At 41.7% G+C, this 17171-nt stretch carries 16 protein-coding genes; 12 read left to right on the plus strand and 4 right to left on the minus strand.

The features are described 5' to 3' along the window. Positions 1-13: 13 nt before the first annotated feature. The 6 genes from recQ (at position 14) to H3T84_RS07350 (ending at position 7793) form a co-directional block, all read left to right on the plus strand. Positions 14-1804 (plus strand): DNA helicase RecQ, encoded by a 1791-nt coding sequence (gene recQ / locus H3T84_RS07325; protein ID WP_198218715.1) that lies wholly within the window; start codon positions 14-16, stop codon positions 1802-1804. Between the two features lie 462 nt (positions 1805-2266). After that, entirely contained in the window at positions 2267-2935 is a 669-nt protein-coding gene (locus tag H3T84_RS07330) for a LexA family transcriptional regulator (RefSeq protein ID WP_198218716.1), read from the plus strand. 614 nt (positions 2936-3549) lie between these two features. After that, complete coding sequence (gene nrdD, locus H3T84_RS07335; RefSeq protein WP_198218717.1) at positions 3550-5691, plus strand: anaerobic ribonucleoside-triphosphate reductase; 2142 nt, start codon at positions 3550-3552, stop codon at positions 5689-5691. A 2-nt stretch (positions 5692-5693) separates the two neighbouring features. Continuing rightward, the gene (gene nrdG / locus H3T84_RS07340; protein WP_198218718.1) at positions 5694-6164 is read left to right on the plus strand and encodes an anaerobic ribonucleoside-triphosphate reductase-activating protein; all 471 of its coding nucleotides are present in this window, start codon (positions 5694-5696) and stop codon (positions 6162-6164) included. Between the two features lie 378 nt (positions 6165-6542). Next, positions 6543-7100 carry a hypoxanthine-guanine phosphoribosyltransferase gene (locus H3T84_RS07345; RefSeq protein ID WP_025331639.1) on the plus strand — a complete coding sequence of 186 codons (558 nt, stop codon included), beginning with the start codon at positions 6543-6545 and terminating at the stop codon, positions 7098-7100. A 522-nt stretch (positions 7101-7622) separates the two neighbouring features. After that, entirely contained in the window at positions 7623-7793 is a 171-nt protein-coding gene (locus tag H3T84_RS07350) for a hypothetical protein (protein WP_198218719.1), read from the plus strand. 494 nt (positions 7794-8287) lie between these two features. Here H3T84_RS07350 and H3T84_RS07355 read toward each other — a convergent pair whose 3' ends face one another. Beyond that, entirely contained in the window at positions 8288-8686 is a 399-nt protein-coding gene (locus H3T84_RS07355) for a cytochrome b562 (RefSeq protein WP_198218720.1), read from the minus strand. Between the two features lie 72 nt (positions 8687-8758). Beyond that, entirely contained in the window at positions 8759-9925 is a 1167-nt protein-coding gene (argE, locus tag H3T84_RS07360) for an acetylornithine deacetylase (protein WP_084587385.1), read from the minus strand. Positions 9926-10054: 129 nt separating this feature from the next. Here argE and H3T84_RS07365 point away from each other — a divergent pair, with 129 nt between their 5' ends. From H3T84_RS07365 to fghA, 6 genes are all read left to right on the plus strand, one after another. Then, on the plus strand, positions 10055-10279 hold the full coding sequence (locus H3T84_RS07365; RefSeq protein ID WP_037474876.1) for an RNA-binding S4 domain-containing protein: 225 nt from the start codon (positions 10055-10057) through the stop codon (positions 10277-10279). Then, the gene (locus tag H3T84_RS07370) at positions 10276-10449 is read left to right on the plus strand and encodes an oxidoreductase-like domain-containing protein (protein ID WP_198190403.1); all 174 of its coding nucleotides are present in this window, start codon (positions 10276-10278) and stop codon (positions 10447-10449) included. The genes H3T84_RS07365 and H3T84_RS07370 overlap by 4 nt, the downstream gene beginning before the upstream one ends. Then, on the plus strand, positions 10446-11282 hold the full coding sequence (locus tag H3T84_RS07375) for a PHP domain-containing protein (protein WP_198218721.1): 837 nt from the start codon (positions 10446-10448) through the stop codon (positions 11280-11282). Before H3T84_RS07370 ends, H3T84_RS07375 begins: the two co-directional genes overlap by 4 nt. A 581-nt stretch (positions 11283-11863) precedes the next feature. After that, positions 11864-13111: a condensation domain-containing protein gene (locus H3T84_RS07380; RefSeq protein ID WP_198218722.1), complete on the plus strand. Its 1248-nt coding sequence runs from the start codon at positions 11864-11866 to the stop codon at positions 13109-13111. Between the two features lie 448 nt (positions 13112-13559). Next, complete coding sequence (locus tag H3T84_RS07385; protein WP_174830731.1) at positions 13560-14669, plus strand: S-(hydroxymethyl)glutathione dehydrogenase/class III alcohol dehydrogenase; 1110 nt, start codon at positions 13560-13562, stop codon at positions 14667-14669. Positions 14670-14759: 90 nt separating this feature from the next. After that, a complete protein-coding gene (gene fghA / locus H3T84_RS07390; protein WP_198218768.1) occupies positions 14760-15593 on the plus strand; it encodes an S-formylglutathione hydrolase in 834 nt (277 codons plus the stop codon). 24 nt (positions 15594-15617) lie between these two features. Here fghA and pyrI read toward each other — a convergent pair whose 3' ends face one another. Then, positions 15618-16076 (minus strand): aspartate carbamoyltransferase regulatory subunit, encoded by a 459-nt coding sequence (pyrI, locus tag H3T84_RS07395; RefSeq protein WP_025331648.1) that lies wholly within the window; start codon positions 16074-16076, stop codon positions 15618-15620. 6 nt (positions 16077-16082) lie between these two features. Next, positions 16083-17024, minus strand: a complete 942-nt coding sequence (gene pyrB, locus H3T84_RS07400) for an aspartate carbamoyltransferase (RefSeq protein WP_198218723.1) — start codon at positions 17022-17024, stop codon at positions 16083-16085. Positions 17025-17171 lie beyond the last annotated feature (147 nt).

The raw sequence follows: 17171 nt of genomic DNA on the forward strand, positions 1-17171 counted from the left end.
TAACAGGTGTTTTGTGACCCATGCCGAGCAAATTTTACACGATGTTTTCGGCTATCCGGAATTTCGAGGACAACAGGCAGAAATTATCGACACAGTAGCCAGCGGTCATAATGCACTGGTACTGATGCCTACCGGCGCGGGCAAGTCTTTATGTTATCAAATTCCGGCATTAATGCGCGATGGTGTCGCTATTGTGATTTCACCACTGATCGCACTGATGCAGGATCAGGTTACAGCTCTGAATGTCAATGGTATTTCTGCCGCCTGTGTACACGGAGGCACGAGTAGTGAAGAGATACAGCGCATTGCTGATGAAATCGCGGCTGAGCATCTGAAGCTATTATATGTAGCACCGGAACGTCTGGTTATGCCGCGTTTTTTACAGTTTTTACACAATACCCGTATTAGCCTGTTTGCAATTGATGAGGCTCATTGTGTCAGCCAGTGGGGACATGATTTTCGTCCTGAATATCAGCAACTGAGCATTCTGGCAGACGAATTTGCCGATATTCCGCGTATTGCCCTTACTGCCACAGCAGATAATGCCACCAGAGCAGATATTCAGCACTATCTGGATTTAACAGACGCACGATTATTTGTTTCCAGCTTTAACCGCCCGAATATTGACTATCAGGTTATTGAAAAAAACAACGGCAAGAAACAGTTATTACAGTTCATCCGCAGCCAGATGTCTGGAGAGAATGGTATTGTTTACTGTCTGTCACGCAAGCGTGTGGAAGATATTGCTGCTTTTCTAAGCGAAAACGGTCTGACTGCCCTGCCCTATCATGCCGGACTAGACTGGGAAATACGCAGCCGGAATCAGCGCCGCTTCACACAGGAAGATGGCATTATTATCGTAGCAACAGTAGCTTTCGGTATGGGTATAGATAAACCGGATGTACGTTTTGTTGCCCATCTTGATATGCCTGCCAGCATTGAACATTTTTATCAGGAATCAGGGCGTGCCGGCCGTGACGGCCTGCCTGCCACCAGCTGGTTGTGTTATGGCCTGAATGACTGGGTACTATTGCGCGAACGGATTGAGCTTGCTGAGCGCGATGAAGCACAAAAACGCATTGATTTACAAAAACTCGATGCCATGCTGGCCTTTTGTGAGACTGCAGACTGCCGCCGCCGGCTCTTGCTGCGCTATTTCGGAGAGGAAGGTGATTCCTGCGGACATTGCGACAACTGCACTGATCCGCCCAGCAGATTTGACGGCACTGTACTGGCACAAAAATTACTTTCGTGCGTGTATCGGGTAAAACAGCGTTTTGCTACTGGACATGTGATTGATGTTTTGCGCGGTCGCGAAACAGACCTGGTAATACGCTGCGGACACCAGCATTTATCTACTTTCGGTATAGGCAGTGAATTAACAGTTAAAGAGTGGCGTACAGTGGTACGGCAATGCGTTGCGTCAGGGTATCTGAATGTTGATATAGCCAATCAGGCATTACAGCTTACTGAGCAAGCACGGGCAGTATTAAAAAACCAGCAACAGGTCTGGCTGCGACCATTGAAGCATGATAAAACCCGCAACAATCGCAATACTGATACCTGGCTGCGTACTGAACGCGAAGAACGTCTGTGGCAAACGCTGCGCAACTGGCGTAAAGAACGCGCCAGCAAAAACAATGTACCAGCCTATACCATTTTTGCCGACCGGACATTACAGGATTTAGTCCGGCATCCGCCGGCCACACTGGCTGATTTAAACCATATTTATGGATTAGGTGAAAGTAAAATCAGAAATTTCGGTGCAGATATTCTGGCTCTGTGTCGCAAATGGGCGCAATAATAGTCAGAACGTCTCCGCTATTCTGCTCATAAATCATTTATTTTCTCAGTTTTTATAACTTTTATCTTTGCTTATCCGGTCATGATTCTGCTTTTATACCTATACAGCAAATAGTTTTTCATAACAGGTGATTATCGGCAGAATAACACCTGATTTTACCTACTTTATGTGCATAAGGATGTCCGGTAATACAGGCATTCTGCTGCCGGTATTCTGCCATTATCTGATTGTTATTTTTTATCTGTTTTTTACTAATTTATCGCATCTATTCCGAGATTCATTTACCCATCCATCTGATTAGTTTGTCCACCTGCTATGCTTACGGCAATTAAAATATTTTTATTCAATCCTATGTCCTCATTATTTTTTAGTCCATACTTTGTGGATTGGATTAGATCAGTCAATATTTAAGATACAGCAATAGTACATTAAAGCTATACTCTGATTTTTTAGAGTATTTTTATGAAGTTTGATATTGGTAATTGGGTAAAATCAGCTCGTTTGAATGCGGATTTAAGTCAGGAAGAATTAGCTTTAGCACTTAATTTATCGGGAAAGGCATCAGTATCTGCATGGGAAACTAATAAAAATGGTGTGTCATTTGATGTAATGGTAAAAATCTCAAATTTATGTGGATATCCACTTCCATATATTGAACCAGACAATACTAAAATGATCCGTAAATCAAAAAATGGATACATCAGAATAAATTATCTAAATGTCTGTAATGATATTGAAGAAAGAAATGTTGAAAATACTGAAATTGAGCCGCTGGAAGCAGAACAGATAATTGAGATACCTGAAGCTTGGGCGAAAGAAAATATAGGGAATAACCTAACATCAATTGCGATAATAAAAGCAAAAGGTGATTCTATGAATCCCACATTAAAGAACGGTGACCTACTATTTATTGATACTACAATTCAATTTTATATGTCTGATGGTATATATGTTTTTTACGTTGATAATGGTTTTAGTATTAAACGATTGCAATTATTATTTGATGGTCAATATCGCGTAATGAATGATAATCAATCAAGATATCCCTCGGAAACAATTACTCGTAGTGATTTGGATAAAATTCATATTTGTGGCAAAGTCGTCGCATATTGGACTATTAATAGGTTATAAAGACATAATCAATAAAAACAGAAGTTCATATAATTTGGACTTCTGTTTTTTGTTTCTTTTATCTCTAAATTATCAGACACCTACCATGCTCAAATTTATCTGTTATATAGATTTACTATCATTACCGATGGCAAACTGTATTGTTTACCCGGTTGTCAATTATAAGTATCCCCATCAGCCTTAACTTAGGTTACTTGCATAGCAATCATCTGATAATGACAATAAGCATATTACTGAAAATAAAATTATCTAATTCAGACATGTTACCTTCTAACAGAGATTTCAGACGAGCTGGTTACAGACATCAGCATTTCAGTTGCAGGCAAGAAATGACCATTTTTTACACTTTGTTTTCAATAATATAAACCAATGATTTATCTATAATAAATAGTCATGTCAACCATGAATGATGCGCTATATCAAATAAATGTGAAAAATGCTGCTTTATTCATCATATAAATCCCATATATAGTAAAAAAAAGCGCAACAACAGCATTTAAACACTAAATATAGTATTTTTTACATATAAGCACTGTGATCAGACAAATTGTTATTATTTAATAACAATGCAGTAACTGCTGCCGGTTATTACAGGCGGCAGAAGGATAATCAGCATGAAACCCATTGTAATTAAAAGAGATGGTTGTCACGTACCTTTTGATACAACCCGCATCAAAGAAGCCATACAACAAGCAGCCAAAGCAGTACAGATTAACGATATCGATTATTGCCATCAGGTGGCAGAAAGTGTGGCCGGTCATCTTGCCGAGCGTGAATATATTGATATTCATGATATCCAGCAGGCTGTTGAAGACCAGTTAATGGCCGGACAGTACAAGGAACTGGCCCGTGCGTATATTGAATACCGCCATTCCCGCGATGTGGCACGTGAATCACGCAGTCGTCTAAATCGTGAAATTCAGGGTCTGGTTGAACAAACCAACTTTAGTCTGCTTAATGAAAACGCCAACAAAGATAGTAAAGTTATTCCGACACAGCGCGATTTACTGGCCGGCATTGTCGCCAAGCACTATGCACAACAGCACCTGCTGCCACGCGATGTGGTACTGGCACATGAACGGGGTGAAATCCATTACCATGATCTGGATTATGCGCCTTTTTTCCCGATGTTTAACTGCATGCTGATTGACCTGAAAGGCATGCTGACTAACGGCTTCAAAATGGGTAATGCCGAAATCGAGCAGCCGAAATCAATTGCCACTGCCACTGCGGTAACCGCACAGATCATTGCGCAGGTAGCCAGCCATATTTATGGCGGCAGCACCATCAACCGTATCGATGAAGTACTGGCTCCCTTTGTTCGTGCGAGCTACAACAAACATCTGGCAGTAGCAACTGAATGGCAGATTGCCAATGCAAACGAATATGCACGCGCACGTACTGAAAAAGAGTGTTATGACGCCTTTCAGTCACTGGAATATGAAGTCAATACGCTGCATACGGCCAATGGTCAGACTCCTTTTGTAACCTTTGGCTTTGGTCTGGGCACAAGCTGGGAAAGCCGGCTGATACAAACCGCTATTTTACGCAATCGCCTCGCAGGCCTTGGGAAAAATGGCAAAACAGCCGTTTTTCCCAAACTGGTATTCAGCATAAAAGATGGTATTAATCACAAAGCCGGTGATATTAACTACGACATTAAACAGCTGGCTCTGGAATGTGCTTCCAAACGTATGTATCCGGATATTCTTAACTATGATCAGGTTGTCGCTGTTACCGGTTCCTTCAAAACCCCGATGGGCTGCCGCAGCTTCCTTGGTGTCTATGAAGAAAACGGGGAGCAAATCCATGAAGGACGAAACAATCTGGGGGTTATCAGCCTGAATCTGCCCCGTATCGCCATAGAAGCCAGATATGATGAAACACACTTCTGGCAGTTACTGGATGAACGTCTGCAACTGTGCCGCAAAGCACTGATGACACGCATTGCCCGTTTTGAAAATGTCAAAGCCAGAGTAGCTCCGATTCTGTATATGGAGGGTGCCTGCGGGGTACGTCTGAATGCTGATGATTCAGTAGCTCAAATATTCAAAAACGGCCGCACCTCAATTTCACTGGGCTATATCGGTCTGCACGAAACCATTAATGCCCTGTATGGTACCGAAAAACATGTTTTTGATAGCGAAACCCTGCGCGAGAAAGCCATTGCTATCGTACAAAAACTGCGTGACACTGCCGACCGCTGGAAAGCCGAAACCGGTTATGGTTTCAGCCTGTACAGCACACCCAGTGAAAACCTGTGTGATCGCTTCTGCCGGCTTGATACTGCCGAATTCGGGGTTATCGATGGTGTGACCGATAAAGGTTACTATACCAACAGCTTCCATCTGGATGTTGAGAAAAAGGTTAATCCTTACGATAAAATCGATTTTGAAGCACCCTATCCGAAAATGGCCAGTGGTGGTTTTATCTGCTACGGGGAATATCCGAATTTACAACACAATCTTAAAGCATTAGAGGACGTGTGGGACTACAGCTACCGATACGTTCCCTATTACGGAACCAATACTCCGATCGATGAATGCTACGACTGTGGATTCAGCGGTGAATTTTCCTGTACCAGCAAAGGTTTTGTCTGCCCGAAATGCGGCAATCATGATCCTGCACGGGTATCCGTTACCAGACGTGTATGCGGTTATCTGGGCAGTCCGGATTCCCGCCCGTTTAATGCCGGCAAACAGGAAGAGGTTAAACGACGGGTCAAACACCTTGGTCAGCAATGTGGTGCACTCTAAGTATGAATTATCATCAGTATTATCCGGTTGATGTTGTCAACGGTCCCGGAACCCGCTGTACGCTGTTCGTAGCCGGCTGTGAGCACAAATGCCGGGGCTGCTATAACGCCACCACATGGCGGACAGATTCCGGTAAGCCATTTGACCAGCAGATGGAAGACCTGATTATCAGCGACCTTAACGACAAACGCATTGTGCGTCAGGGGCTGTCGCTCACCGGCGGAGATCCGCTGCATCCGCATAACCTGAATGCCATCATGAAACTGGTCAGACGGGTACGGCAGGAAACCGAACATAAAGACATCTGGCTATGGACAGGCTACACGCTGGCAGAATTATCACCGGCGCAAATACAAGTTGTAAATGAAATCAACACTCTTATCGACGGTAAATTCATACAGGAACTGAAAGATCCGGCATTAGTCTGGCGCGGCAGCAGTAACCAGCAGATTCATTACCTGCATCCGGTATAATTCAACCATCTGGCACCATTGTAGTTAACAGATTAATTCTGCATAACAGCAATGGTGCTTCTTTACCCCTTGCCGTCAGAAAATTTTTCTAATAAACCAGCCAGTTATTTTACTCGCATGTTCTCAGACTGCCCGAAACGGCCAGAATGGCATAAAATTCGCGTATTGCAAGTAAAATTCTGGGATAATTTACCTTTAATATTCTGGTTTAAACAATCAAAACATATCCGTCTTAGTGCTGCCAAATCACCAGAGCAGCACAAATTTACTCAATTAAACCGTAGACAACACTACCTGCATCTATTCTGAGCATATTGGTGGTCAATTAAGTGACATACGGTTTTACTTACCCGGATATACATGGACATACCAATGAGCATAATTGATGTAACTGACAGACGCGCCGAAACTCAAGCAATGCTGGATAAAGCAGATCTATTGTTTGACCGCAGAACCTGTGAAACCAGGCTGGAGCAAATGGCTGCGGACATCACTGCAGCATTAAGTGATAAATACCCGCTGGTATTACCAGTGATGGGTGGTGCAGTTGTTTTCACCGGAAAATTACTGCCATTACTGCGTTTTCCGCTGGATTTTGATTACATCCATATTTCCCGCTACGGTGATAAACTTAAAGGTGGTAATTATCAGTGGCTGCGTGCCCCGCAGAATGCGGTAGTCGGACGCCACATTCTGGTACTGGATGATATTTTGGATGAGGGACATACACTGGCAGCCGTAAAAAAACAGATACTGGAAATGGGTGCAGCCAGCTGTTCTACAGCTGTTTTTGCCAACAAACTGATTGGCAAAGAAAAGCCAATTATGGCTGATTTTGTCGGACTGGATGTTCCCAATCGTTATGTTTTCGGGTATGGCATGGATGCTGAAGGTAAATGGCGTAATCTGGACGAAATTTACGCTCTGGCTGAGTAATCGTTACGAACAGCATCTATATTCGGTCACAGTAATCTATATACTGTGACCATCTGTTTTAATGATATTTCTCACTTCTCTTAATGCCAGTAACATTGATAAAACAAATTTTATTACTATTGCAAATATAATCACTATTCTTGAATACTTCCTCTAAAAAATTATGCCGATTTAAATGCAGAATTAATTCTCACAGATATTTATAAATTTTTATTAATATTTTTATAAAATAAAAACCCAACTATATTGAAATAAAAATATTTAAAAAAATAATTATTTATATAATATTTTTATTCTTTACATTTATTATTATAATTTATTTTTAAATTTACATTATATATTAATAATATTATTTAATTAACGAATTGTTGACAAATTTAATTATCCGCCAGTATGATGATAGTACCGTATTAAATAGTACGGTCAGCTCTGGAAGGCTGTTTATCAGACAGATAAACCATTGATATTTTTATATTATGGTTTTTTCATATTCTGTTTACCAAGTCATTGACATACCTTTCGATGGTAGACAATGGCAGGGAGGCTTTACGCCTGCCGGTTCTGATTAACGGTCTTCCAGCCTTGCCATTCTTCTACCGCCCGATGCGTCTGGAAGCGCATAGCGGTTTGGTTAGAATAATCAGGAAAGGCAGTGTCTATGACTACTTTTGCGGCGGGAAACCGCCATTTTGAAGCGTATATGTTACGCCTGTTTCCGCCAGCGATGGTTCCAATCATCAATACGCAGGTTTTACCAGATTTTTTTTATATCAATTTGCGTAAAAACAACATTTTTATATTTGATATACACTCATTTATCAGATATGAACTGAAATACCTTAAAAAAGTGATTAATTAGGCAGTCAAGCCTGACAACTCAACTAATTGAGTATTATAATCAGTAGTGCAATAATTAGTTTTTTATAACATATTATATTTACTGTATTTAGTATTTTTTGTATTAATTGCTACGATTATCTGATTGTAGAAAGGGGATTAAAAATGGTTCAACAAAAGGATTATCTAAACAATTTAAGATAATGTCATCACAGAATCTCTGATTCTGGTCATTATCTATAACCGGTTTGTTTGTCTATGTTTCCTGGTTCTTTAGCTTTTTAAGGGGCGGAACCAGGCTTTTTGCATTCTGAACTATCGTTTTTACTGCTATACCGCCCTAGTATCTTTTATTGCCTCATCGCTTTATGCCCTTCATCACGTAATTGCAATATTTTCTTACCCTCCGCTTTAGCCTGTACCATCTTTCCCGCTTTAACCAGATTATTGGTTTTATCAATTTCTGCAATCAATTTATCCATCTCAGCATAGTATGCTCTCAATTTTGAATTATTCGGTGCAGCATTTTCCAGACCGGAAGGTTTTTTTGCTTTAGCGGCCACGGCAGCAGCCCGCATACTGGCCAGAGCTTTACTGGCATCTGCGACTGTTTGCGCTGAATTAAAACGCGCATAACTCATATTAATAGCACTCATATAAACGTTTACGCCATTCGCCTGAACAGTCATCACTGATAATATCAGTGATAATAACAATATCCCTGCAGAGAGAAATTTTTTGGTTGCCATCTGATTTTCCTGTTCTTCAGTTAATCCTAAACATTTTATATATAAAACAGCGCAGAGTTTGATAATACCGTATCAAGTAAATGATAAGCTTTGCACCTGAATCAGTTTGCGTAAAAAGTGATCACAGCGTTCAAGCTGCTCCAGTTCTATATATTCATCAGCCTTATGAGCCACTGTAATACTACCGGGACCACATACAACAGTATTGATACCGCTATTCTGAAACTGGCCGCCTTCAGTCGCATAGGCCACTTTGGCTTGTTGTTTATTATCCACTAGTTGAGTAATCAATGCATGCAGCTGCTGATTATTTGCGTCATTTAAAGCAGGTACCTGTACATTATGGGTTAGCTTAATTGATGCTTCCGGTACCACTGCCTGCATAGCGGGTAAAAGGGTCGTTGCAATATATTGCCGAATCGGTTCAGTCAGCTCTTCTACCGTCATATGCGGCAAATTACGATAATCAAATTCAAAGGTACAATAATCCGGCACAATATTAATAGCAGTACCGCCACGAATCAGGCCGGTTGAAACAGTAGCAAACGGGACATCAAAAGCATGATCCAAATCAGCCCGCTGTTGTAATTGCTGAGCCAGCTGGTTGATAAACACAATCAGACGGGCTGCATATTCAATTGCATTCACACCATCAGGTGTGAGCGAAGAGTGAGCATTTTTACCGTGTACTTCACAACAGAAAGTATGGATCCCTTTGTGGGCTACTACCATTTGCATGGATGTAGGTTCACCAACAATACAGGATTGCGGCTGCAAACCTCTTTTTTCCAGCTCAGCCAGCATCACCGGTGCACCGAGACAGCCGACTTCTTCATCAAAAGACAAAGCAATATGTAATGGGACTTTCAGCTTTGTCTTCTGCATATCCGGAACCGTAGCCAGTACGCTGGCAATAAAACCTTTCATGTCACTACTGCCACGACCATATACGCGGCCATCGCGTATATTTGCTGCAAACGGATCTGATAACCATTTTTGCCCGTCTACCGGCACAACATCAGTATGACCAGAAAGTACTATCCCACCGGAAATACTGCCATCAGCAGCCGGGATAGTGACAAACAGATTGGCTTTATCCCCCTTTTCATTATGTGCCAGCCATGGCGACAGTTTACGGCTCTCTAGATAATCGGCCACATAATTAATCAAGGCCAGATTACTCTGACGGCTGGTGGTATCAAAAGCAATCAGCTGACATAACCAGCTAAGTGTATCCACGGCAAATCTCCGGTTAACTCTGGTTAAACCATAGCATAATTTATGCCTTTAGCGTAACCAATACATAAAACAAAATCCTCTTCGACGCTGATAATAGCTACAATAGCTATTTATGGAAAGGTATAACAGATGAAACAGCAATTTGACTTAGCCGGACATCCGCATGTTGCACTATGTGATCTGCTTAAACTGGCCGGGCTGGCAGAAAGTGGCGGCAGAGCCAAACAATTGATTGCCGAAGGTAAAGTACTGCGCAATCAGCAACCGGAAACCCGTAAAACTGCGAAAATTATTGCCGGAGACAGTATCCGGTTGGGTGACAGTGAAATCAATGTCATTAATAGTGAGTTATGAGCGCACCGGAATTATTAACTCCGCCAGTACCACCGGAAGACTGGGAATGCTGCAATAGTGACTGTGGCGATGCCTGTGTCTGGCAAATTTATTACCGCGAAAAAGCTGCATATGAAGCGATCCAGGCACAGTTGTCCACATCATCTTCTAATAACGAAAAAAGCTCATGAATATTGATTTACATTGTCATTCCACGGTTTCTGATGGCGCACTGACGCCGGCCGAAGTTGTCCTGCGTGCTTCTGCTAATGGTTGCACATTGCTGGCATTAACAGACCATGACCATACCGGAGGTCTGGCCGCCGCGCATGTACAAGCAAAGCAGTCAGGAATCACTTTGATTAACGGGGTGGAAATCTCAGTAAGCTGGCGCGGACGCACTATACATATTGTCGGTCTGAATATATCTCTGGAAGATGAAGTATTACAAACTTTACTCGGACGTCTTCGCAGCGGCCGTTTACAGCGTCTACAGGCCATTGCCGATAAGCTGGCTAAAAAAGGAATTAGTGATGCTTATGAAGGTACACTGGCACTTGCTACGAATATAGATATGGTAACACGTACGCATATTGCTGATTTTTTAGTCCGGTCCGGCCATGTGAATAAAAAAGCTGATGCATTTCGCAAATATCTGGGTGACGGTAAATCCTGCAGTGTTAAACATCAGTGGGCAGAACTGGCTGAGGTTGTTACCGCTATCCGGCATGCCGGCGGGATTGCGGTTATTGCGCATCCAATGCGCTATGAGCTGTCTGCTACTGCACGCCGCAATCTGTTCAGTGATTTTAAGGCTTGTGGTGGCGAAGCGATTGAAGTGCATAGTGGGCGTTCTAATCTGAACGATAGACTGAACTATGCCTTACTGGCACAACAATTCGATTTTTTAGCCAGCTGTGGCAGTGATTTTCATCGTGATGGTGATTTTGGTGGTGGCCTACTCGGCTGCTGTCCTGAACTACCACCTATCTGTAAACCAGTGTGGGATCATTTAGCTGATTAACCGCATTATCTCTGATAGATTTTAAATCAAACAAGGTATTTCAAGTTTGTTTCAGTCATAAACCAATCACAAAATGTTGGATTATAATATGCCAAAATCATATAAAAATTCAGATAATAAGAATTAAACAGTAAATCAAATTTTTATTGCCTGTACAGTAATAGCCAGTATGAACGGGAAAGTAAAATATATACGGAAATCCGCTAAAAAAATAATATTAAAATGTCTATCAATTTTGCTGAAAAACCGTACAGTCTTATTACTTACCAGATATGCGTGCTTACTTCGCTATTAATATTAATAAATAATTGGCCTATTACAGATAAATTTATTTTATTTATATATTACTAATAGTGTTGCTTAATAGGCATTATCATTCCAATAAAATGTAAAATATATCTACATATACAATACTTTAATAGCAAATTATCTACAAAATAAAATAAGATTTAAAAATAAATAAAATAACAGTATTAGACTTACCTTATTTTAAATTTGTGTTTTCCTATCGATTTCTTTTTTAACAAAAAATTATTAATCGCTTTTCTGAACTTATTCAAGTCAATATAAAGGAAATAAAAATGAGCACTCAGATCTCTGATATTCAATCAGAGGCGTTAAACTTTATCCGCCCCCTGAACAGACTGGAAAGTGGTATGGCAAATTTGCATACTAATTTTTCAGGAACAACACAATTTACTTTAATTCTGGAGGTTGAAGGTAAACTGGAACCGAGCAGAGTAGAGCAGGCTTTACAAATCATTCAAAAGCAATATGAGGCACTGGCCTCCAAAATTCTTCTACAGGAAAGTCAATGGCATCTGGTTAAATCCTCTTTATCTTTTCCCATAATATTCACCGTCATTACCGTACCGGAATTACCCTCAAATGATGTCCGCTGTTTTGATGAATTACTGGAAAGAGAGGTAAATGATCCGTTAGATATCCATCAGCAATTATGCAGATTGACCATGCTGAGTCAGGATAATTTTAATCGCCACTTACTGATACTGACACTGGCTCACGTCATTGCAGACGCCACAGCCGGTCTGAAGATTTTTTCTGAAATATTACGTCTGTCTACACAAAATTTTTCTGATAAAACTATTGACCGAAATATATCCCCGGAAAATTCAGGTTTTAGTTCTGCAAATAAAACAGGACACAGTTATTCTGATTATCAACAAGCTGTAAAAATGTGGAGTAATCCTGCCAGAGAAATCCAAACAGCAAGCTATACGGCCATAATTGAAGCAGAAACTGTTGAAAAATTAAGCTCTATAGCAAGCAGACATAATCTGACCATGAATTCATTATTGACTGCCCTGATTCAGCAGACCAATACAGATTTTTTTAAGCTGGATTCATTTCCCATATTAACTGCGATTAACTGTCATCCTATACTCAACATAGAAGACAGCTTTACCTGCTTAATTCAGCAGGCAATAACCACCATTTCCGGAGATATTTACACCAGTGCACAGCAAATTAAACAAGATATTCTGGATGCCAAAGCAACAGTTGCAGCAAATAAAATGCTGTCACCGATAACGTTACAAAATCTGCAAAAAGATTTGGTTTTTATCTATACCAATAATGGCCGGATTAACAAAATAACCGTACCGCCAAACTTCAAGCTGCATAACTTTCGTACCGGAGCCAATATGAACAGCGGCACGCTGACTGCTACCTTTCATCTGGCTTTCCTTAATGGCTGCCTGATACTTTGCCTTTCTTATTACAACAAAATATTACAACGTAAAATTATCAGCCAGTTGATGGAAAGAATTGCCAGACAGCTAACAAATTTCGCCATAAAAGAGTATTGAGCATTTAAAAATCAATAAATTAAATACTCAAAATATAGCTGCGATTGCTGCATTTGGCTTGGAAAATCCTTGTTTTAAAGATAATGAGTACACCTATATTTCAGATATATCAGCATTTTCTAACAAGGAAATCAGGCATTTCTGGCTGATTTTTATGCTTGCACATCAGTCAGCGCCACTATCGATATATTAAGTTTGATAGTGGCGCTTTCCGGTTAATAATTTTATTTATACATACAAATATACTATCCATACTGGCATACAAATAAAATTCATTAGAATATCAATATAAATCAGATTTTTATACTCATAATATTTATTCTGCACAGCTTTTCTGGTCTCATATTCAGACTATCAGACTGGCAATTAAGAATCTGACAATTGATTTATTGCTGCAATCCCGTTATGTTAGCCGAATACATGTGCTTATTAATTCAGAGGATAGAGTATGAAATCTCGTGCCGCAGTTGCCTTTGCTCCGGGAGAAGCATTACAAATTGTTGAAGTAGACGTTGCTCCGCCCAAGGCTGGTGAAGTACTGGTAAAAGTTACCCATACCGGTGTTTGCCATACTGATGCATTTACTCTGTCGGGCGATGATCCTGAAGGTGTATTTCCGGTTATTCTGGGGCACGAAGGTGCCGGTATTGTGGTAGAAGTCGGTGAAGGCGTCACTTCTGTCAAACCCGGTGATCATGTTATTCCCTTGTATACCGCTGAATGCGGAAAGTGTTTGTTTTGCCGTTCGGGTAAAACAAACCTGTGTACCGCAGTAAGAGCAACACAGGGTAAGGGGCTGATGCCTGACGGCACAACACGTTTTTCCTATCAGGGAAAACCAATTTACCATTATATGGGTTGTTCAACTTTCAGCGAATATACCGTTGTGGCAGAGGTATCTCTGGCTAAAATCAATCCTGAAGCCAGACATGATCAGGTTTGTCTGCTAGGCTGCGGAGTCACTACCGGTATTGGTGCAGTACACAATACAGCTAAAGTACAGGCAGGTGATACTGTTGCCGTATTCGGGCTGGGTGGTATCGGGCTGGCTGTAGTACAGGGTGCACGACAGGCCGGAGCCGGACGAATTATTGCTGTTGATACCAATCCGGCTAAATTTGCCCTTGCCAGACATTTTGGTGCCACAGAATGTATTAATCCGAACGATTATCAGGAACCTATACAACAGGTAATTATTGGTCTGACTGAATGGGGCGTAGATCACAGTTTTGAGTGTATCGGTAATGTAGAAGTGATGCGTGCTGCTTTGGAATGCGCTCATCGGGGCTGGGGACAAAGCATTATTATCGGTGTCGCCGGTGCCGGTCAGGAAATAGCCACACGCCCTTTTCAGCTAGTTACCGGACGGGTATGGAAAGGATCTGCTTTCGGTGGGGTTAAAGGACGCTCACAACTGCCGCAGATGGTGGAAGAAGCCATGCAGGGTAAAATCGAGTTGACACCATTTATTACTCATACATTGCCGCTGACTGATATTAATCAGGCATTCGAGCTGATGCATACCGGCGAATCAATTCGTACAGTCATTTATTATTAATAATATGCGTATGTGCATACACATTATTAATGTAATTGCCGGTATTTCATCATGTTATAAACTCAATACGGATCCTTTAAAATGGCTGAAATAACTCTGCTGACCACTCATAAACTGTTTAACGGCGAACAACGACGTTACCGGCATTACAGTCACTACAATCAATGTGACATGACATTTTCTGTCTATCTTCCGTCACGTGCCTTACAAGGTTACCGGCTGCCTGTGCTGTATTGTCTGGGCGGGCTTACCTGTACTGATGAAAATTTTTCGGTGAAAAGTGGTGCACAGCGTTTTGCTGCTGAATGGGGTATTGTTCTGGTTATGCCGGATACCAGTCCGCGCGGTACTGATGTAGCTGATGCTGATGTTTACAATCTGGGACAGGGTGCCGGTTTTTATCTTAATGCTACCCGGCAGCCGTGGGCTCAGCATTACCAGATGTATGATTATGTGGTCACAGAACTGCCCGAACTTATCGAAAAACATTTTTCGGTTAATGAACAGCGTAGTTTATGCGGCCACAGTATGGGCGGTCATGGTGCGCTGATGATTGCCCTGAAAAACCCTCAGCGCTACGTTGCTGTATCGGCATTTGCTCCTATCGCCCATCCGGTAGCCGGAGCATGGGGTCAGACAGCATTCTCAACCTATCTGGGAGCCAATCAGCAAGACTGGGCTGCATATGACAGTACTGAACTGATCAGCCGGTATCCGTTTTCATTACCAGTTCTTATCGATCAGGGAAGCGTGGATGAATACTATCCTGAGCAATTAAATCCACAGGATTTCGTTCAGGCAGCCAAAGCCAAAGGCATTAACATTCGGTATCAGCTGCGTGAAAACTATGATCACAGCTATTATTTTGTCAGTACATTTATAGAAAGCCACATCAGCTTTCATGCCGAAGCATTCGGACTATAAATCACCAGACCGGTAAATTAACAGCTAAGCTTCAATCACGGATTCGCGCGCAAACGTTTTTTCGCAGTAATGACAGCATAAACGGGTTTCGCCATGACTCACCCGAACAGAAAAATGGCTCTTTACCGGTTCTCCATGGCTGGCACAATTGCTGTTCGGACAACGAAACACTTCACTGATACTTTCCGGCAAAGTCAGTGTACGTTTGCGTACTACCCGAAAATTTTCAATATCATTAACTGTAGCCTGCGGCGCGAACAAAGCCAAACGGTTAGCCGCAGCATCATCAAGATACTGACCGGAAATTTTAATAATATCCTTGCTGCCTGTGGATTTACTGCTCAGATTAAACCCTACCGTAACCGCATCACCGGAATGCAGCAATTTAAACTGGCGCAAAATAGTCAGCCCCTGCCCTACCGGGATGTGATCAATCACAGTACCATCTTTTATTGCCTCAACACTCAGTCTGGTCTGATTCATCATTGTTTATCCTTTTGCTCCAACTATATCAATATGTTCATTCAGAATCGCCGCCAGAATAGCCTGCCGCGCATACATACCATTATTGGCCTGCTGAAAATAATAAGCATGAATACTGTCATCGACATCTGCATGGATTTCATCCACACGCGGTAAAGGATGCAAAATACGCATATTCGGTTTAGCCTGCCCGAGCATATCAGTACACAAATTAAAATGACCACTGATTCTAGCAAACTCCTGTTCATCGAACCGCTCACGCTGAATACGGGTCATATACAGAATATCAGCCCAGGCCAACGCTTCTTCGAGACTGCCGGAAGTCCTGTAGTGTACGCCATTATCATCCAGCTGCTCACAGATATAAGCAGGCATTGCCAGAGTTGGCGGAGACACAAAAATAAATTCACACCCCCAGCGACTGAGAGCCTGCGCCAGTGAATGTACAGTACGACCATATTTCAAATCACCAACTAAAGCAATTTTAAGATTCTGTAAATGCCCCTGCGTTTCATAAATGGTGACTAAATCCAGCAATGTCTGTGACGGATGCTGATTCGTACCGTCTCCTGCATTAATAACTGGCACCCGGGCAAACTCACTGACTACCCGGGCTGCACCATCTTTCGGATGACGCATTACAATTGCATCTGCATAATTACTGATAATTCTGGCGGTATCAGCAAGCGTTTCTCCCTTCTTGGCACTGGTATTGGCACCATCAGCAAAACCAATAACTTTACCGCCCAGCCGCTGGATAGCAGTTTCAAATGACAAACGGGTTCGTGTAGACGGTTCAAAAAAACACGAACCAATTAAACGTCCGTCTAATAAATCAGCCTGAGGCTGCTGTTTTAACTGTAAAGCGAGCGCCAGCAAAAATTCCAGCTGCGCAGTAGATAAATCATTAATAGAAATGAAATGTTGCCGATACAGCGGATTAGCCATAATTTAACCTTCAGCATTTATCAATAGGCACAAAAAAACCCGTCTTCAAACGGGTAATATCTTACGGAAATTAGCTGTACTGATGTAATACTTGTTCCAGACAATCTTGAACATCTGTTGCCAGTATTTGCATCACGCTATCATTCC

Origin of the sequence: Snodgrassella sp. M0110 (genome assembly GCF_016101465.1) — a bacterium.
In the GTDB taxonomy this organism is placed as follows: Bacteria; Pseudomonadota; Gammaproteobacteria; order Burkholderiales; family Neisseriaceae; genus Snodgrassella; species Snodgrassella alvi.